Annotated in this window: 14 protein-coding genes, 1 rRNA gene and 1 pseudogene; 12 read left to right on the forward strand and 4 right to left on the reverse strand. The window is 59.5% G+C overall.

The genetic code is table 11. From position 1 onward, the window contains the following. The first annotated feature begins 198 nt into the window (after nt 1–198). Nucleotides 199–314, forward strand: a 5S ribosomal RNA gene (gene rrf / locus CKW23_RS24070). A gap of 101 nt (nt 315–415) precedes the next feature. On the opposite strand, the gene CKW23_RS24075 is transcribed toward rrf, so the two are convergent. After that, nucleotides 416–1351, reverse strand: a complete 936-nt coding sequence (locus tag CKW23_RS24075; protein ID WP_074568941.1) for an AraC family transcriptional regulator — start codon at nt 1349–1351, stop codon at nt 416–418. Between the two features lie 366 nt (nt 1352–1717). Here CKW23_RS24075 and CKW23_RS24080 point away from each other — a divergent pair, with 366 nt between their 5' ends. The 3 genes and pseudogenes from CKW23_RS24080 to CKW23_RS24090 all read left to right on the forward strand — a co-directional run. Continuing rightward, complete coding sequence (locus tag CKW23_RS24080; RefSeq protein WP_025259088.1) at nt 1718–2701, forward strand: aldo/keto reductase; 984 nt, start codon at nt 1718–1720, stop codon at nt 2699–2701. A 70-nt stretch (nt 2702–2771) separates the two neighbouring features. Continuing rightward, nucleotides 2772–3851, forward strand: coding sequence for an aldo/keto reductase (locus CKW23_RS24085; protein WP_025259089.1), 1080 nt, complete (start codon nt 2772–2774; stop codon nt 3849–3851). Between the two features lie 101 nt (nt 3852–3952). Beyond that, a pseudogene (locus tag CKW23_RS24090) lies at nt 3953–4462 on the forward strand (SIS domain-containing protein); the annotation flags it as partial. A 15-nt stretch (nt 4463–4477) separates the two neighbouring features. On the opposite strand, the gene CKW23_RS24095 reads toward CKW23_RS24090, so the two are convergent. After that, nucleotides 4478–5392 (reverse strand): LysR family transcriptional regulator, encoded by a 915-nt coding sequence (locus CKW23_RS24095; RefSeq protein WP_095068477.1) that lies wholly within the window; start codon nt 5390–5392, stop codon nt 4478–4480. A gap of 106 nt (nt 5393–5498) precedes the next feature. Here CKW23_RS24095 and epsC point away from each other — a divergent pair, with 106 nt between their 5' ends. From epsC to CKW23_RS24120, 5 genes are read left to right on the forward strand one after another with little or no spacing between them, the layout of a single operon-like run. After that, nucleotides 5499–6263: a serine O-acetyltransferase EpsC gene (gene epsC / locus CKW23_RS24100; protein ID WP_025259092.1), complete on the forward strand. Its 765-nt coding sequence runs from the start codon at nt 5499–5501 to the stop codon at nt 6261–6263. An 18-nt stretch (nt 6264–6281) separates the two neighbouring features. After that, a complete protein-coding gene (locus CKW23_RS24105; RefSeq protein WP_025259093.1) occupies nt 6282–7172 on the forward strand; it encodes a VOC family protein in 891 nt (296 codons plus the stop codon). A 14-nt stretch (nt 7173–7186) separates the two neighbouring features. Next, a complete protein-coding gene (locus tag CKW23_RS24110) occupies nt 7187–8077 on the forward strand; it encodes an NAD(P)-dependent oxidoreductase (RefSeq protein ID WP_025259094.1) in 891 nt (296 codons plus the stop codon). A gap of 3 nt (nt 8078–8080) precedes the next feature. Then, complete coding sequence (locus CKW23_RS24115) at nt 8081–9598, forward strand: aldehyde dehydrogenase family protein (protein WP_095068480.1); 1518 nt, start codon at nt 8081–8083, stop codon at nt 9596–9598. A gap of 5 nt (nt 9599–9603) precedes the next feature. After that, on the forward strand, nt 9604–10761 hold the full coding sequence (locus tag CKW23_RS24120) for a M20 aminoacylase family protein (RefSeq protein ID WP_095068482.1): 1158 nt from the start codon (nt 9604–9606) through the stop codon (nt 10759–10761). 75 nt (nt 10762–10836) lie between these two features. Here the strand turns inward: CKW23_RS24120 and CKW23_RS24125 are convergent, their stop codons facing one another. Next, the gene (locus CKW23_RS24125) at nt 10837–12213 is read right to left on the reverse strand and encodes an L-serine ammonia-lyase (RefSeq protein ID WP_025259097.1); all 1377 of its coding nucleotides are present in this window, start codon (nt 12211–12213) and stop codon (nt 10837–10839) included. Between the two features lie 127 nt (nt 12214–12340). On the opposite strand from CKW23_RS24125, the gene CKW23_RS24130 reads away from it, so the two are divergent. Further along, nucleotides 12341–13258 carry a LysR substrate-binding domain-containing protein gene (locus CKW23_RS24130; protein WP_025259098.1) on the forward strand — a complete coding sequence of 306 codons (918 nt, stop codon included), beginning with the start codon at nt 12341–12343 and terminating at the stop codon, nt 13256–13258. 48 nt (nt 13259–13306) lie between these two features. On the opposite strand, the gene CKW23_RS24135 is transcribed toward CKW23_RS24130, so the two are convergent. Further along, nucleotides 13307–14635 carry a DUF3100 domain-containing protein gene (locus CKW23_RS24135; protein ID WP_025259099.1) on the reverse strand — a complete coding sequence of 443 codons (1329 nt, stop codon included), beginning with the start codon at nt 14633–14635 and terminating at the stop codon, nt 13307–13309. A gap of 348 nt (nt 14636–14983) precedes the next feature. Here CKW23_RS24135 and CKW23_RS24140 point away from each other — a divergent pair, with 348 nt between their 5' ends. Together CKW23_RS24140 and acnA are read left to right on the forward strand one after the other, a co-directional pair. Continuing rightward, nucleotides 14984–15874, forward strand: a complete 891-nt coding sequence (locus CKW23_RS24140) for a LysR family transcriptional regulator (protein WP_095068484.1) — start codon at nt 14984–14986, stop codon at nt 15872–15874. A gap of 125 nt (nt 15875–15999) precedes the next feature. Then, entirely contained in the window at nt 16000–18678 is a 2679-nt protein-coding gene (gene acnA, locus CKW23_RS24145) for an aconitate hydratase AcnA (protein ID WP_095068486.1), read from the forward strand. Nucleotides 18679–18823: the final 145 nt, after the last annotated feature.

Raw genomic sequence — 18823 nt, forward strand, 5'->3', positions numbered from 1 at the left:
GCTGTGAGGCATTGAGCTAACCCATACTAATTGCCCGTGAGGCTTGACCATATAACACCCAAGCAATTTGCGAAGAGCGGATTGCGGTGTAGTGAAGATGACGAACCGAAAGTTTGCGCCACACACAGATTACCGAAACACCTCTATTACACACCCATTCGCGGGTACGTACCCAAGTACGCACCGGCTACCGAATTTCTTGACGACCATAGAGCATTGGAACCACCTGATCCCATCCCGAACTCAGCAGTGAAACGATGCATCGCCGATGGTAGTGTGGGGTTTCCCCATGTGAGAGTAGGTCATCGTCAAGATTCAAATTCAGAACCCCCATCTGCGAACGCAGGTGGGGGTTTTGTCTTTCTGGTCTTCGACCAAGGACGAAACAGTGGGGGCGGCTTGCCAGCGACAGAACCTAAGAAGCCGGAATCGAAGTCCGCGTCTGGCGAATGTCGCGTGAAGGTGGCGCGCCGAAGTGTCGGGCGTACTCGCGGCTGAATTGTGAAACGCTTTCATATCCCACTCGCAATGCCGCTGTATTGGCGTCCAGCCGCTCCGTCAGCATCAGGCTACGTGCTGCATGCAGGCGCAGTGTCTTCTGATACTGCAATGGGCTGGTGCCGGTGAGCTGGCGGAAGTTATGGTGCAGGGTCGAGCCAGCCATACCCGCAATTTCAGCGAGTTCGGCTATGCGCAACGGTTTGGCATAGTTGCGCTTGAGCCAGTCAATGACCCTCACGATTCCCCGTGAGCGATACCCTTCCCGTACGATCCAGCGCAGCCAGCCTCCAGCTTCACTGAGAAGCAGCCGCAGACAGACCTCTCGCTTGACCAGCTCTGCCATGAGCGGAATCTCCTGAGGACGATCCAGCAAGCCCACCAGGCGGTTGAATACATCGATCAACTCATCCGATGCTTGTCCGGCGGCGTAGCAACGAGTCGGATGGGTGCTGCTCTCGACCACAGGCACGCTCTGAACAACATCGTGCAGAATCGCCATATCGAGTTTCAATACCACTGAGAGGTAAGGGCGCTCGGCACTGGCCTGGATGACTTTTGCGGTGGTGGGGATATCAATCGAGGTGACGAAAAAGCCGCCTGGCTCTGACAACAATTCGTCATGGCCGAATACGGTGTGCTTGGTGCCCTGAACAATCAGCGCCATGCAGGGTTCGTAGACGCAATAGGTCGGTAATCCAGGAGCCTCCATGCGGTAGAAGGTCAGGCCGTGAATGGCACTGTGGTGAGCCTCTCTACCGGCAGTATGGGCAAGCAACCGCGAAGTAAGCCGCTTTAGACCATCGCCTTCCCGAACGGGACTGAGGGCCGACAACGCCAACGATTGATTCATGAACGTAACCCTGCAAAGACCGAGGATTGCAGTGTGCGTAGAAGATGTCATCTGCTCAAGTGGGTCGGCAGGATTGTGCAAAAAGAGCATCGGATTGTGATCACGTCCCTCAAAACCGCTCGTCTATCTTGGGGTTCTCCCTGGTGTCCCCCCACGATATTGAGCAAGGAATCTGTGATGGATCGGCGTGATTTTCTCAGGCTTTCGGCAGGCGGCGCACTGGCGGCCACATGGCTGCCCATGGTGGGTAATGCCCAGACATTGACCAGCGTGCCAGTGGGTGAGCGCGGCAGCGTGCTGCCGACTCGTGGCAATGTGGTGCGCACAGCGCTGCAGACAAACCCGGCCCGGCACAACCTTCGTTACATGACGCCTTACCGCTTCGGCATGGGTGGGACGCAAATCGGTAATATCTTTGCCCCCATCAGCGATGAGCAGGCGGCAGCTGTCTTGCAATCGGCTTGGGATTCGGGCGTGCGGCTGTTTGATACATCGCCCTTCTATGGATTCGGCCTCAGCGAATATCGCCTCGGACGTTTCCTGCATAACCGCAACCCGGATGACTATGTCATTTCCACCAAAGTCGGGCGCGTCTTCAAGGCAGCAGGCAAGCCTCGTGGCGATAGCTCGATCTGGACGTCCCCGGCACCTTTTGAATACCGCTATGACTACACCGCTGCCGGAGCCAGGCGCTCTGTCGAGGACAGCCTGCAAAGGCTCGGCCTGGCGCGTATAGACGTGGTTTACATCCACGACCTGTCGCCGGACAACACGGAGTTGCAGGGTGGCTGGGAAGCGGCCTATGAAGTTGCCCGCACGGGAGCCATGCGAGAGCTGGAAAAAATGCGCGAAGAGGGGCTTATCAAAGCCTGGGGATTCGGAATCAACCGGCCTGACGCCGCTGTTCGTGCTGTAGAGCATGACGACCCTACGCCGGACATCGTCTTGCTGGCTTGCCAGTATTCCATTGTCGATCACGAACAGGCGCTTGACCGGACTCTGCCCGCATTGGCCAAAAAAGGCACAAGCGTGGTTGTCGGAACTCCGCTCAATGACGGATTCCTGGGAGGCGGTCGGCGTTTCAACTTTTCGACCGAATTGCCGCCCCTTGCTGTCGAACGTCGCACCAGACTGGCTGCCATAGCCGGTCGTCATGGCATCGACATGCGTACCGCCGCCTTGCAGTTTGCTGCCGCGCACCCGCTGGTGTCTGCCATCGTGCCCGGGTCACGCGTACCGGGACAGATCGCCAGTAATGCCCAGTCCATGAAAGTCGCCATCCCGGCTGACTTCTGGGCCGAACTCAAGCAGGAGCGCCTTATCGCCGGGCATGCTCCGGTTCCGAGCTGATGCGAATGTGATCCGCGCGCCGATGCTTCGCCATTCACTGTGCTGTGTTTATTAAATCTGGAGAGGCCTCATGCGAGACATCGCCCCCATCTATCGTCGTGATGCGTTGAAGTTGCTTGGAGCCGGTGCTGTCGCCTCGCTGGCGGGAACATTGTTGCCGTCGTCACTGGCCAGTGCAGCCACACCTGCTGCGGCCTTGCCCCCTGGCTTGATTACACGGCGCATACCCAGTAGCGCAGAGCTGTTACCCGCCATTGGTCTGGGCACCTTCCTGACGTTTGACGTTATTGCCGGTGAGCAACGCGAATTTGTCCGCCAAGTGTTGCAGGCATCCTGGGAAAAGGGCGTGCGCGTTATTGATACCTCGCCGTTGTATGGCACCGGGGAAGTCAGTGTGGGGGATTACGCCACAGCACTGGGGATCGGTGAACAGATTTTCATCGCCAACAAAATCTGGTCGACGGGGGACTTCCTGGCTGATGAAAGCCATGCACTGGCCAGCCTGAAGCAATCGGAAAGCCGCCTCTGGCGAAAACGGATCGATCTGATGCAATGCCATAGCCTGGTGAACGTTGAGGTCATTGCGCCGTATCTGAATGCCTGGAAGAAGGAAGGGTTGATTCGCTACACCGGAGTCACCCATTACCTGAACGACTATCTACAGGCGCTGCAAGGATGGGTGGAGAAGGGCGGGCTGGATTTCGTTCAGGTGCAATATTCGATTTTCAACCGCGCCGCCGAACAGCGAGTGTTGCCCGCTGCTGCCGACAAGGGCGTGGCGGTGTTGACCAATATGCCGTTTGAGAAAGCGCGTCTGTTCAAGCTGGTTGAGGGGCAAGAAGTACCGGCTTTTGCACACGAAGCCGGCATTCGTAGCTGGTCGCATTATTTCCTCAAGTGGGTCATCTCGCATCCGGCAGTGACCTGTGCACTGCCGGCAACCAGCAATCCCGAGCATGCTCGCGAGAATGCCTTGGCGATGTATGGCGAGTTACCCGACAAGGCCCTGCGCGAGCGCATGGTGCGGCATATCGAAGGGCTGCCAGGGTTTGGCGAACTGGCCAGGATGGCGCCTTATCCCGGCAAGCGTTATCCGGGAGTCATTGCGCGGGCTCAAGGAGCGTTACGCACTCGTCTGAGCGACGGATAAGGCCAGGCAATACGGGGCGGTGACGCCTTCGCGTACGCAACGCCCCAAAACCCATAAGAATCGCCGCCCTTGTTTATTGCCTTACGGACGCAAGTCGAATCATGAATCACCTGTCCATTGCCAAAGAGGCCCTTATTGCCCAGGCTCAGGCTATCGGCCAGTTGGCAGACCGCCTGGACGGGGAGTTTCAGCGTGCTGTTGAGCTCATCCTTGGTTGCAAAGGGCGTGCGGCTGTCTGTGGCATGGGCAAGTCCGGTTTGATCGGCAAAAAATGGTCGCCACATTCGTCTCTACCGGCACGCCGGGTTTCTTCCTGCATCCGGCAGAGGCCTTTCATGGCGACCTGGGTATGCTCAAGCCTGTCGATGTTCTGATTCTGATCAGCTACAGCGGCGAGACTGAAGAAGTGGTCAAGCTGATCCCAAGCCTCAAGTCGTTTGGCAACCCGATCATTGCAATGACGGGCAACGGTAAATCCACGTTGGCCAGGCCTGCATTCGCCTGCTGCGCTGGTGAGCCATGCGACCAGCTTTCACGATTGTCTGCTGATGATGACCCAAAGCCTTCTGGGGCAGGCTCTGGTCGTGGAGCAGGGCGCTCTGGTCGAGATATTTGACTGAGCGCTGTTATCGATCCGAGTTATTGAACGCTGTCATCTCCTGCAACAGCAGCGTCATGAGCCGGCTGGCACCGACACTGAGCTGACGCCCCAGGCGGCTGATCAGATGAGTCTGGGGGCTGCTGAACACTTCATGCTGCAAGGGCAGGGCCAGCAGCTTTCCGGCTTTCATTTCCTCTTCGATCACGAAGGTGGGCAGCAGTGTGACGCCGCCATGCATGGCGAAATGCTTGAGCATGGAAAAGGTGTTGCACGTCAGCACCGGTTTTACTGAAACGCCCAGTTGATGCTCGGCCTGCAGCAGAATCTGGCGGATGCCGTAGGACACGCTTGGCAAAGCCAGTTGATAACGATCCAGCCCCTTGAGTTCGAGAGGGCCTTTTTCCTGAGCCAGTGGATGATCAGGACTGGTCACCACGCAGACGGGTTGCCGTTGATGGGCATGAGAGCGGATTTTCGGGTCGGCGGCCGGGTTGAAGACCAGACCGATATGCGCCTCATCCTCCACCACCTGACGGATCACTTCGTTGCTGCCGCAGACATTCACGATCAGTTCTATTCTGGGATAGAGCGCCGAGAACTTTGCCAGCGGTTGCGCCAGGCTTTCCAGAAAACCTTCCCCCGACACCAGCGTGACCGAACCGCTGTGCAGTCCGCGCAACGCCTGAATGGATTCCAGCAACACTTCCTGCTGGGTGAGCCGTTGCCGGTAATACGCCAGCACCTTGTCGCCCGCTTCAGTGAGTTTGACGCCACGGCGATGCCTTTCCAGCAGCGGTGAACCCAGCTCCTGTTCCAGTTGGGCGATCTGTCGACTGACGGCCGAAGGCGCGACGTTCAGGAAATCAGCCGCAGCCCGGACACTGCCCAGGCGCACTGCTTCGAAGAAATAAAGAATCCGCCGATCCTGAACGAGGCTCATGATTTTTCCTGTGTTGCGGTAAAGGCAACATAAATTCAATTTTTTGATTATTGCTGATGGGTGTCAGCGCTGTCCATACTCGATCCATAGGCAAACGGGAGGGTGTATGACAGCTCTTTGGCAACGTCTGCGCCAACAGGCGCAACAGCTTGGTGAACGTAATCCGGTGCTTGCCCTGTATGCACATAACCGGATGCTGGCGCACTCGTCCTTTGAGTCTGCGCTGGCAGCCAATCTGGCCCACCAGCTACAGGACAAAGTGCCTGATGCCGATCTGCAGAGCTGGTTTACGGCCATCCTGCGGTCCAATCCGGCCATCGCCGAAGCAGCGGCTGCCGACATCAATCATCTGGTCATCGTCAATCCTGCCTGCCCCGACCACCTGACTGCATTTCTGACCTTTCGCGGTATCCAGGCCGTGCAGGCCTATCGCATCGCTCATTCGCTCTGGAACGACGGCGATATCCAGAGTGCCGTTCTGTTGCAGAACTGGGCGGCCAGTGCCTGGAGTATCGATATTCATCCGGCCGCCCGGCTCGGCAAAAAACTGTTCGTCGATCACGGCATCGGGCTGGTGATTGGCGAGACTGCTGTGGTCGAGGATGAAGTCAGCCTCTGGCATGGCGTCACCCTGGGCAGCACGCTCAGCGAAGCCGGTGATCGTCACCCCAAAGTCCGTCGCGGTGCGCTGATCTGTGCCGGTGCGACCGTACTGGGCAATATCGAGGTGGGCGAGCGGGCCATCGTGGCCGCCAATTCCGTTGTACTCAAATCCGTGTCTGCGGGCGTCGTGGTGGCCGGTGCGCCTGCCAGACCCGTCGGCACGGCACCGGCTTCACTCGCTACCTTCACGACAAAATCACAAGAATAATGCAGGGATAGTTCATATATGACAGCCGTCGCTCAGTTTCCACAAGGTATCGATCATCCGCTGGTCACGGTGCGTGACCACGCCCATGTGTTGCAGCTCTATCGGAAAATGGGCTTCATGCCGTCCCCTGTCAGTTATCACCCATGGGGCAGCGTGACCTCGCTGATGATGTTTGAAAGCAATTTCATCGAACTGATCGGGATCGACGATCCGGCAAAGTTCGGCACCAACTCGGTCAACGGTTTCTGCTTTGGTCGCCAGTTGGGCGAGTTTCTGGACCGTGGCGAAGAGGGCGTTTCGCTGGTGGCCTTGCACAGCCAGGATGCGGACGCCGATCACGCACGTCTGGTCGAAGCAGGTCTGCCGAGCCAGGGGCGTATCGATTTTCGCCGCAGCATGACGTTGCCTGACGGTCGTCCCGATGAAGCGGTTGTGTCCCTGGGGTTGTTCATCGACCCGGCGCTGCCCGACGCCTCGAACTTTATCTGCCATCAGCACCGCCCCGAACTGATCTGGGTGCCAGGCTGGCAGAACCACTGCAATGGCGTGGACGGGATTTTCAGCGTGACCTACCTGGCTGATCCGGCAGAGCTTGAAGCGCGCTGGAAAGCCCTTTACGGCGACGCCGTCACCTACATCGGCAACGTGCTGCAAGCCGATACCCGTTGCGGCCTCCTGCGAGCCATGGATGCCGCCACCGCAGCCACTCAATACCCGGGCGTCAGGCTGCCCCACGCCGCCAGCGAGCGCGCCCATGCCATCGCCATCGGCCTGCATACCAAAAGCCTGGACACGGTGCGCTTCATCCTCGAACACAACGAAGTACCTCACGAACAAGTGCCAGGCCGCGTCATGGTGCAACCCGAAGCGGCGGGCAACGTCATCCTTGAATTTGTACAAAACCTTTAACCGAGATGCGGAACATGACTTTGAAAGTAGGTGTGATCGGACTGGGCAACATGGGCGGCGGCATGGCGGCCACCCTGGCGAGCAAAGGCTTCGATGTGAGCGGTTTCGACCTGTCTCAGGCCGCACTGGCGCAAGCCGAGAGCAAAGGCGTCAAGCCGGTTTCCGACCGCAAGCAACTGATCCAGGACTCGGACATTCTGATCCTGTCGCTGCCCAAGGCCGAGCATGTCGAGTCGGTTTGCCTGGGCGAGGGCGGCATCATCGAGTTCGGGCGCAAGGGGCTGGTCGTCGTCGATACCACTACGTCCACCCCGGAAATGAGCCGCAAGGTCGCGGCCGAGCTGTTGAAAACCGGCGTGGCCTTTATCGATGCCCCGGTTTCCGGCGGCCCCAAAGGCGCAGCCACCGGCACCATGTCCATGGTGATCGGTGCTGAGGACGATGACCTGGCCCGTGTCATGCCTGTCCTTGAAGGAATGAGCGGCACCCGCGTTCACGTCGGACAGTGTGGCGCCGGCAACGTCGCCAAGATTGCCAACAACATGCTGGCGGCCTGCCACCTGATCAGCACCGCCGAAGCGGTCGCCATGGCGGCCAAGGCCGGCGTCGATCCGGAAAAACTGCTGCAAGGCCTCAACGCCGGTTCGGGACGCAGCGGCGCGACACAAGTCATGTTTCCGACCTGGGTGCTCAACAAAGCCTACGATTCCGGTTTCACCATGGGCCTGATGCGCAAGGATGTGGGGCTGGCCAGCGATCTGGCGGACAGCCTGGACATGGAGCTGCCGCTGTCGCGTGTGGTCGCACAACTGTGGAAAGCCAGCAGCGAAACCCTGGCAGATAACGAAGACTTCTGCGCAATCGTGCAGCGTACCGATGCCCAACTTTACGGCCGTGGAGAGTAACCGATGAGCACTGCAAAAATCCTTGATCTGCTGCGTCCTTACTGGGGCGACCGCAGTGTCATTGCCAGCTACGTCGGCGGCGAATTCGTCGAAGGCCACGGTGCTCCGGTCGAAGTGCGCAACGCCCATGACGACAGCGTCCTGCTGAGTTTTCCTGATGCCGATGAGTCCCTGGTCGAACTGGCCGACAAGGCCGCGAAGGCCGCTCAGGCTCAATGGTGGGCACTGACCGCTCAGGCCCGTGGTCGGGCCATGTACCAGATCGGCTCCCTGATTCGCGAAGAGCAGGAAAACCTGGCCCAGATCGAATCCCTGACCGCCAACAAGCCGATTCGCGATGCGCGTGTCGAAGTGCTCAAAGTGGCCGAGATGTTCGAGTACTACGCTGGTTGGGCTGACAAGCTGCATGGCGAGATCATTCCGGTTCCGACCACGCACCTGAACTACGTGACCTACGAGCCCTTGGGCACCGTATTGCAGATCACGCCCTGGAACGCGCCGATCTTCACCTGCGGCTGGCAGATCGCGCCGGCGATTGCTGCCGGTAATGCGGTGATTCTCAAACCGTCCGAACTGACGCCCCTCAGCTCGCTGATGATCGGCGTGCTGATCGAGCGTGCGGGCGTGCCAAAAGGTCTGGTCAACGTCATTGCCGGTTTCGGCAATTCCATTGGTCAGGCCTTCATCGCCAAGGCCGACATTCGCAAGGTCGTGTTCGTGGGCTCGCCTGCAACCGGTCGCCATATTGCGGTGGCGGCGGCTCAGCGTTGCATTCCGGCGGTACTGGAGCTGGGCGGCAAGTCGGCCAATATCGTGTTTGAAGATGCCGATCTGGAAGTCGCCTTGCGCGGTGCTCAGGCGGCGATTTTCTCCGGTGCCGGGCAAAGCTGCGTATCCGGTTCGCGCCTGCTGGTGCAGGAATCGATCTTTGAAAAATTCACCAACGCCCTGGCCGTGGCTGCCACGCAATTCAAGGTCGGTGACCCCAGCGATCCGGAAACCCAGATCGGCCCGATCAACAACGCCAAGCAATACAACCATGTGAAAACCATGGTCGAAGGCGCACTCAAAGACGGCGCGAAGCTGGTTGGCAAAGAGGCCGATCCGATCCCGGACAAGCCGGGCTACTACGTCAATCCGACCGTACTGGCCGGCACCAACGACCTGTACTGCGCCCAGGAAGAAATCTTCGGGCCGGTGGTCGTGGCGATACCGTTCAAGGACGAAGAAGACGCCATCCGCATCGCCAACGACAGCCGTTTCGGCCTGGCCGGTGGCGTCTGGACCCGTGATGTCGGTCGTGCCCATCGCGTTGCCAAACAGGTACGCGCCGGGACCTTCTGGGTCAATGGCTACAAGACCATTCACGTCAGCTCGCCCTTCGGCGGTTACGGCGAAAGCGGTTATGGCCGTTCCTCGGGCCTCGATGCGTTGCGTGAGTACAGCGAAGTGAAAAGCGTCTGGGTTGAAACTGCCGCCAAGCCTGCTGCCAGTTTTGGCTATGGCGCGAGTCTGGAGTAACTGTAATGAAGATTTCCAAAGCCCTGATCGATCAGGCGACTGTCTGGCGTCGCACGATCCACGCGGCCCCCGAACTGGGTTTCCAGGAGCAGCAGACCTCCGACAAGGTGGCGAATCTGCTGACCAGCTTTGGCATCGAAGTCCATCGCGGCCTCGGCGGCACAGGTGTCGTCGGTACACTGCGCAATGGCGACGGCCCGGTCATCGGCATTCGTGCCGACATGGACGCGCTGCCGATCCAGGAACTGGGCGACACCGCGCACAAGTCGGTACACAAAGGCTGCATGCATGCCTGCGGTCACGATGGCCATACCGCGATTCTGCTGGCGACTGCGCGGCACCTGTCCGAAACCCGCAAATTTCGTGGCACGGTACATTTTGTCTTCCAGCCAGCCGAAGAAAACCTGGGTGGCGCCCAGCGCATGATCGAGGACGGCTTGTTCGAGCTGTTCCCGATGGATGCGATCTACGGGCTGCATAACTGGCCGGGCGTTCCGGCAGGCAATGTCGTGATCAACCCCGGTCCGATGATGGCTTCGCTGGATACCTTCGAGATCACCCTGACCGGTAAAGGCAGCCACGCCGCCATGCCGGACAAGGGCACCGATCCCATTGTGGCGGCTGCCGAACTGGTACTGGGCCTGCAAACCATCGTGTCGCGGCGTCTTTCACCGCTGGATTCGGCGGTGGTCAGCATCACCCAGTTCAATGCCGGTGAAGCGATCAACGTCATCCCGGAAACAGCCGTGTTGCGCGGTACGGTGCGTTGCTTGCAGACGCCGGTGCGGGCCAAAGTCCAGCAACTGATCGGCGAGTTCGTCGAGCGCTTGCCGGTTGCTTTCGGGGTACGGGGCGAGCTGGTCTATAACGTCGGCTACCCGGTCACCGAGAACCATGTCGAAGCGGCAGCCACGATTCGTCGAGCGGCTGTTGCTGCGGTGGGCGAGGCCAATGTGCAGTGGGGTTGCAACCCGTCCATGGCATCCGAAGACTTCGCCTTCATGCTGCATGCCTGTCCGGGTGCTTATGTCTGGCTGGGTGTGGACGGCGAGAAACCTTCCGCCGCGCTGCATAACCCGTACTACGACTTCAACGATCAGGTGATCGAACCTGGCGTTGCGGTATGGACGGCGTTGGTGGAGCAGTGCCTGCCGGTGAGTTGATGGGTGTTTTTCGTGAATGAATTCGCTCCTGCCGGGTTGGGTGTAGGAGCGAATTTATTCGCGAAGAGGGTGCTATCAGCACTCTACCAGATTCACCGCCAACCCGCCCCGTGACGTTTCCTTGTACTTGTCGTGCATGTCGGCACCGGTATCGCGCATGGTGCGGATGGCGTGATCCAGAGAGATGAAGTGCTCGCCATCCCCGCGCATTGCCATTTGTGCCGCATTGATCGCCTTCACGGCAGCTATTGCGTTGCGCTCGATGCAAGGCACTTGAACCAGCCCGCCGACCGGGTCGCAGGTCAGGCCAAGGTTGTGTTCCAGGCCGATTTCCGCGGCGTTTTCCACTTGCTCCGGCGAGGCTCCGATAATCTCGGCAAGCCCGGCTGCTGCCATGGCGCAGGCCGATCCGACTTCCCCCTGACAGCCCACTTCCGCGCCCGAGATGGAAGCGTTTTTCTTGCACAGAATGCCCACCGCAGCGGCACTGAGAAAGAAACGCACCACGTCGTCGTCATTGGCTGCCGGGTTGAATTTCATGAAGTAATGCAGCACCGCAGGCACGATACCCGCTGCGCCATTGGTGGGCGCAGTCACCATGCGGCCACCGGCGGCGTTTTCTTCGTTCACTGCCAGGGCGAAAAGGTTGACCCACTCCATGGCGCTGAGGGTCGAGCCGATCACGTTGGGGTTATCGAGGTTCTGCAGGTTCTGATGCAGGCGATAGGCACGACGACGGACCTTCAGGCCTCCAGGGAGAATCCCGGTTTCGTTCAGGCCCTTGTTCACGCATTCACGCATCGCTTCCCAGATGACCAGAATCTTCGCGCGGATTTCTTCCTCGCTGCGCCAGACCTTTTCGTTGGCCATCATCAACCCGGAAACGCTCAGGCCGTGGGTCTTGCACAGCTTGAGCAATTCCGCACCGCTGGAGAAGTCATAAGGCAGCACGGTTTCATCGCTGTCCAGCACGCCGCTGGCGGCCTGCGCGGCGTCGATCACGAAACCGCCACCCACCGAATAGTAAGTCTGCTCGTGCAGTTCGCCGGTCGCTCCGTAGGCACACAGCGTCATGCCGTTGGGGTGATAGGGCAGGCTTTCGTCCAGCAGGCACATGTCGCGCTGCCAGAGGAACTTGATTTCCCGCTCGCCAGCCAGCATCAACTGGCCGTTCTCCAGCAGGGCGTCGATGCGTTGATTGACCTGGCTGGGGTCGATCTGGTCTGGCCATTCGCCCATTAAACCCATGACAGTCGCACGATCACTGCTGTGACCGATGCCCGTGGCCGACAGAGATCCGTACAATCGCACTTCGATCCGTTCTACGCTATGCAACAGGTTGCGCTCGCGAAGGTCGGTTACAAACAGCGCCCCGGCCCGCATCGGTCCTACGGTGTGTGAACTGGAGGGGCCAATGCCGATTTTGAACATGTCGAAGACGCTGATAGCCATCACGGAGGTCCTGCAAATGAGTTTCCATGGGAGTCATGGAACTCCCTGTTCATGGTTCTCATAGTTGGCTCAGGGCTTCCAAACGACAAACGATTGTTCCTATGCAACGCTTTAGCGGAACTCTTCAATGAGCAGAATTTTCAATGCACAGATGCACGCCTGGTTACAGGTCTTTGCCTGTGCCGCCCGACATCTTTCTTTCACCCGTTGCGCCGAAGAGCTGCATGTGACGCCGGGTGCCATCAGCCAGCAGATGCGTCAGCTCGAAGAGCGTCTGGGCTTCGCCTTGTTTCATCGGGTCGGGCGCGGGCTTGAGCTGACCGCCGAAGGGCAGCGGCTGGCGCTGGTGGCCAATGAAGTGCAGAGCCGTATCAGCGATGAATTGCGCCTGCTGCATTCCGGACGGATCGGCGGCGTGTTCAAGCTGCGCTGCATTCCTTCCTTTCTCGGCAAATGGCTGATGCCACGCTTGCCACGCTTGCAGGAGGCTTTCCCGGATATCCAGTTGCGGATCATTGCCGAAGACAGCAGCGGCTCGTTGCGGGACGACGACTTCGATCTGGCCATCGATCTCAACGATGGCAGCTATCCGGGTTTGATGACCACGCCCTTGCTGGAAGAAGAGCTGTTCCCTGTGTGCTCGCCCGCACTGCTGGAAGGCAAGCCGCCTCTGGATACGCCCAGCCAACTGGTGCATTTTCCGCTGTTGCACGACATCACGGCCTGGCGTGGCAGCTACGAGTATGCCGAGTGGGAGTTCTACCTGGCGGCTATCGGTGCAGCCGGCATCGACGTGCGGCGCGGGCATACTTTCAACCGCAATCACCTGACCATCGATGCCGCGAGAATGGGCATGGGTGTGGCCATTGCCCGCAAGGCGCTGATCACCGACGAGTTGGAGCAGGGCTCGCTGATCGTGCCTTTCGGGCATCCGATCAAGGCCAAGAAAAAGTACGTGCTGGCTTATCGTGAGGGCGCGTTGAGTACGCCGTCCCGGCGTGCGGTGCACGACTGGCTGGTCAGCGAAGCGACACAGGACAAATGAAAAGGGCGCGTCAATCGACGCGCCCTTTTCATATCCGGTCAGCAGGGATCAATGGAACAGTTCAGCGATCAGTACGGCACCGATGAATGTGCCGAAGTTGGCGAGGAAAGAGACCAGTACGATCCTCCAGCCCAGGCGACGGAACGCAGGCAGATCCTTGGCAACCGACAGACCGGCGAAGGCCAGCATCGGGGTGATCACTGCCAGCATGTTGATCGAGCTGGTCAGGCGGGTGATTTCCGCTGCGAACGGGCAGGCAGGCGAGGTCAGGAACATTGCCACCAGCGACACCGTGCACACAGCCGGGATCTTGCGACGCAGCAGGCTGCAGAGCATTTCACCCACGAAGGTACAGAAGATCATGATACCCATGCCGGTGAGGGCATCGGTGGACAGGGTCTTGTAACCGACATAGTTGGCGATCAGCGCCAGCGCACCGGCTGCCAGCCAGGCACTGACCTTGCCGGCCCAGCTCAGCTCCGGAACATCCAGTGAGACGTCCTTGCTGCTGATGTTTTCGTCGCTGATGGAGGCCTTGGTGGTGCGGCCGATCAGCGGCTCCAGCACCCGATAACCCCAGACCGCCAGCGGCAGGGAAATGAACAGGGTGAAGTAGGTGCCGATGGTGGTGGTGATCAGGTTGGAGGCTGCCGCCAGCGTCATGACTTCCTTGGCGACTTCCGGGGTCTGCTGAGCGGCAATGGCGCCTGCGGCGGCGGCCATCATGCTGCCCGAACCGATGCCCGCGCCCATGGCCAGGGAGTTGGGGTGGAAGATGCCGAGGCTGGCGATGAAGCCGGCCACGATGGCAATGAACAGCGCGCCGAACAGGGTGCCGGTCAGGTATTCGGCCAGTACGCCACGACCTTCGGGGGAGTCCATTCCATAGCGCTCACCGATGATCGCCAGGCTCGGCTCACGACCGACAGAGAAGGTGGCGCCGATGGCTTCACGCTTGATGCCCAGCATCAGTGCAACCGGCAGGCCGAGAATCACTGTGCCGACGAAATGACCGAACTCCTGGAACAGCAGCGCCCAGCCGGAGGCGAATACCACTGGAAGCGAACCGCCGACGACCAGGCCGAGTTTGGCGATGAAAATCAGCAGGGCAGGTTGCAGGATGGACGCCGAGCGCAGTTGCGTGGCGTGGTCGACACCGATGGTGCCTGGCATGCGGCGGCTGGCTATACCGATCACCGCGCCCAGCACCAGGGCCCAGACCATGGGCAGCAAGACGACTTTGCCGGGGCCCAGAGGGATGCTGATGGCACCGATCATTTCGGCGACGATAAGGATGATCGCGGCCCAGATATACAGTTTTACGGTGGCTGAAACAGCCTGCTTGTCACCCGCCACTGCGGCCTGTGAGTGTTGCATGATGATCCCCTTGCCTGCTGAATGACCTTTTAATAGGCCTTATCAATCGTTGTTGTGCTTTTCAGGAGGGCGCGTTGTGGCGCCCGGGGCAGCTTTAAAAATCCATGGAGCCCATGGAAGCCCTTGTGGGGCTGAATATTCTTGTAAGGCCGCAGAGTGATATCGGCCCAGGCTGCTGTGAACCTTTGGGTGCGAGTATGCAGAGCAGCATGCTGCACACCAATATTGCGAACTTTATTTATCGTTGCCTTAATCAGAACACAGAAAACAGGGTTTTTCTGCCGCTGCGGGCGCGAAGACAGACGTGAAATCCTGTTTAATGCTTCACCCCTCTGCGAGGACTTCCCATTGCGCTATGACCTGACCAGCCTGGACGTTTTCATCACTGTTGCCGAAGAGCGTAACCTGACCCGTTCTGCGCGCATCAGGCACCTGGCGGTATCGGCCATCAGCAAGCGCATCACAGAGCTTGAGGCCCAGGTGGGTTCGCCCTTGCTGTTGCGCAACGCACGAGGGGTCGAGCTGACCCCGGCGGGTCAGTCGATGCTGTTCTATGCACGCCAGCTCAAGCAAACCCTCGCCCAACTGGATACCGAGCTTGGGGAGTACGCCAGCGGGGTCAAGGGGCATGTGCGGATTCATGCCATCACCTCGGCGCTCTCGCAGTTTTTGCCCGACGACGTGGCCGGGTTCATTGCCCTGTATCCCCAGATCAAATTCGATATCGAGGAGCGGGTCGGCTCTGCGGTGATTCGTGCCGTGGCGGACGGTCGGGCCGATCTGGGAATCATTGCTGCGCAGACGGCTTCTCAGGGGCTGGAAACCTTGCCCTACCGCAACGATGAACTGACGCTGGTGGTGCCTGCCGATCATGTTCTGGCGACCCGCAAGTCAGTGCGCTTCGAGGAAGCGCTGGAACACGAATTCGTCGGGCCGCACCTGGAAAGCTCCATGCACACCTTGCTGACCAGCGAGGCGCAAAAGCTGGGCATGGACCTGCGGCTCAGAATCCGCATCAGCAGCTTCGACTGCATGTGCCGGATGGTGGGCGCCGGGCTTGGGGTGGCGATCCTGCCGCGCAGTGTCATCAAACAGTACCTGCGCAGCCACAGACTCAAGGCGGTGACACTGGACGAAACCTGGGCGCAACGCTCGCTGTTGCTGGTGTTCAGAAAGTACGAAGCGGCATCGCCGACTCTGAAAACCCTGATCGATAACTTCAGGCTGGCTACCGACTGAGCGTTCTCCATCGGCGAACGCTCCCTTGGCGAGACTTCAATTTTCATCCGTGGGCAGTGCCCCTAGTATCGGCTTCATAGCGGTGTCAGTGCCGCGAATACTATAAAAAAGCCGAGCCCAAGCGTATGACCGAGATCGCCCACGACCTGATCAACCATCTGGTCATCGACCATGAGCCGTTTGCTTTCGTCGATTTGCACAAGATGCTTTCGTCCGAGCAATTGGCAAAACTGCCTTATTCGATCCGCATCCTGCTGGAAAACGTTGCTCGCTGTGCTCCTGAGGCATTGCCTTCGGTACTGGCCCGAGCGGTGGATAACGGCCCTGACTGCGAAGTGCCGTTTCAGCCTAACCGTCTGATGTTCCACGACACCACCTGTTTGCCTGCACTGGCCGATTTTGCGGGCATGCGCGATGTTGTCGCGGAACTGGGCGGCGATCCTCAGGCGATGAATCCGTCCATCCCGGCGGTCCTGACCATCGATCACTCGGTCATTGTCGAAAGCTATGCACAGCCTGATTCGGTGCAGCAGAACCTGGAGATCGACTTCCGGCGCAACAGCGAGCGCTATCGTTTCATCAAATGGGCGCAGAAAAGCCTCGATAACTTTGGCGTCATTCCGCCGGGCACCGGAATCATCCACCAGATGAACATGGAAGCCCTGGCGCAGGTGGTCTGGGAAAGTCGCACCGAGGACGGCCAGCGCCTGCTGCACCCTGACGATATGGTCGCTACCGACAGCCATACGCCGATGATCAATGCCATCGGCGTGCTGGGCTGGGGAGTGGGCGGTCTGGAAGGGCAGGCGGCGATGGTAGGAGAGCCGGTGCCGATCAGCTTTCCTCAAGTGATCGGAATTCGCGTCAGCAATGTGATGCGCCCTGGCGTCACGGCCACCGATCTTTCCCTGTATGTCGCGCAGATCCTTCGTCAGCGCAAAGTGGTGGGCAAGTTCGTCGAGTTTACCGGGCCGGGCCTTTCGACCTTGAGTTGGGCGGCTCGTGGTACTGTCTCAAACATGGCACCCGAGTACGGTGCGACGGTGGTGTTCTTCCCGTTCGACGATGAAACCCTGTCCTACCTGGAATTGAGTGGCCGCTCCCGGGAGTTGCGTTCCAGGATCGTCAGCTACATGAACGCGCAAGGTCTCTGGCGGCGCGATGAGCTGGCCGAGCCCGAGTTCGACGAGTTGATCGAACTGGATCTGGCGAGCATCGAGCCCAGCGTTGCCGGCCCGCACCAACCCCATCAAAGACAGACACTTTCCAGTGCCGCTGCATCTTTTCGCGATGACGTGCTGGGCGGTACTGATCTGATTGTCGGGCCTGCTGCCCAGTCCTTTTTCGAGCCCTCGTTTCAAGAGCCCATTACCCATGGTGCTGTGGTGCTGTCGGCGATTACCAGTTGCACCAACACGGCCAATCCGTCGCAGATGATCCAGGCCGGATTGCTGGCCCGCAAGGCGCGCAGTCTGGGCTTGAAGCGCAAGCCATGGGTCAAGACGTCACTGTCCCCTGGTTCTCAAGTGGTCGCGGATTACTTGCAACAGGCCGATCTGCTGACGGATTTCTCGGCACTGGGGTTCGATCTGGCAGGCTTTGGCTGCATGACCTGCATCGGCAACTCCGGCAAGCTTGAAGAGCATGTCGAAGCGTTTGCCGATCAAGGCCTCAAGAGCGTGGTGGTGCTGTCGGGCAATCGCAATTTCGAGGGGCGGGTCAACCCGAAAGTACCAGCAGGTTATCTGGCTTCTCCGGCGCTGTGCGTGGCGTATGCCATTGCCGGCACTATCGATATCGATCTTGAGTCGCAGCCGCTGGGGTATGAGAGCAACGGCCAGCCGGTGTATCTGCGGGATCTGATGCCCAGCGATGCGGATGTCGCAGAGCTGGCGCTGGGCGTGGTCAGGCCGGAGTTCTTTCGCAAGCGTCTGGAAACCGTCTGGGACGGCACGAGCCATTGGCAGGCACTGTCTGCCGAGGGCAGCGTGCAGTTTCCATGGAATGCGCAATCCACCTACTTGCGCCGCCCTCGGTACCTGACGGATATCGGTATCGAGCCCAAGGCCAGCCTGGGGATTCGTGATGCACGGGTGCTGATGGTGCTGGGTGATAACGTCACCACCGACCATATCTCGCCTGCCGGTGCCATTCCTGCTGCCAGCCTGGCCGGCCAATGGCTGCTGGAGCGGGGCGAGGACCCACAGGACCTCAATCAGTACTCCACGCGGCGCAGTAACCACGAAGTCATGTTGCGGGGTGCATTCACCAATCCCTCGGTCAGGAATCTGCTGTTGGGTGACGCACAGCCAGGGCCGGGTGTCTGGGCCTGGAATGCAGATCACAGCGAGTGCCTGCCGCTGTTCATGGCCGCTCAAAGTTACGCGAGCAGCCATACGCCCATGGTGGTTTTCGCCGGGATCAACTACGGCGCGGGTTCAAGCCGTGACTGGGCAGCCAAGGCCCAGGCACTGTTGGGCGTCAAGGCCGTGGTGGCTCGCAGCATCGAACGCATTCACCGCAGCAACCTGATCGGAATGGGTGTGATTCCTCTGCAGTTCAAGGCCGGGCAAACGGTTGAAGACCTGCATCTCGATGGCACCGAGCATCTGGATTTCAGTGGTCTCGATGAACTGGTGGCAGGCGATAACCCGGTCGTGCTGAGTATTCGGTCTGCCGGGCGAGAGCACCGTCAGGTCGAGCTGTCGGTGCGTATCGATTCGTTGCAGGAGATTCGCTACCTCACCCATGGCGGTGTATTGCCATTCGTGATTCGCAAGGTGGTCAAGCGCACCCGGCAGTGAGTGTCCCGGTTCAAGGGCGAGTTTTGCGATCAACAATAATAAGGAAGGCAGACATGCACAGCGACGACAGAGACGCAGGCCCTTGCGCGCCTGCCATTTCCCCTGATGGGGCCGGTTTGACCCGGCGAACGCTTATCAGGCAAAT

The organism is Pseudomonas sp. Irchel 3A18 (genome assembly GCF_900187465.1).
Classification (GTDB): domain Bacteria; phylum Pseudomonadota; class Gammaproteobacteria; order Pseudomonadales; family Pseudomonadaceae; genus Aquipseudomonas; species Aquipseudomonas cichorii.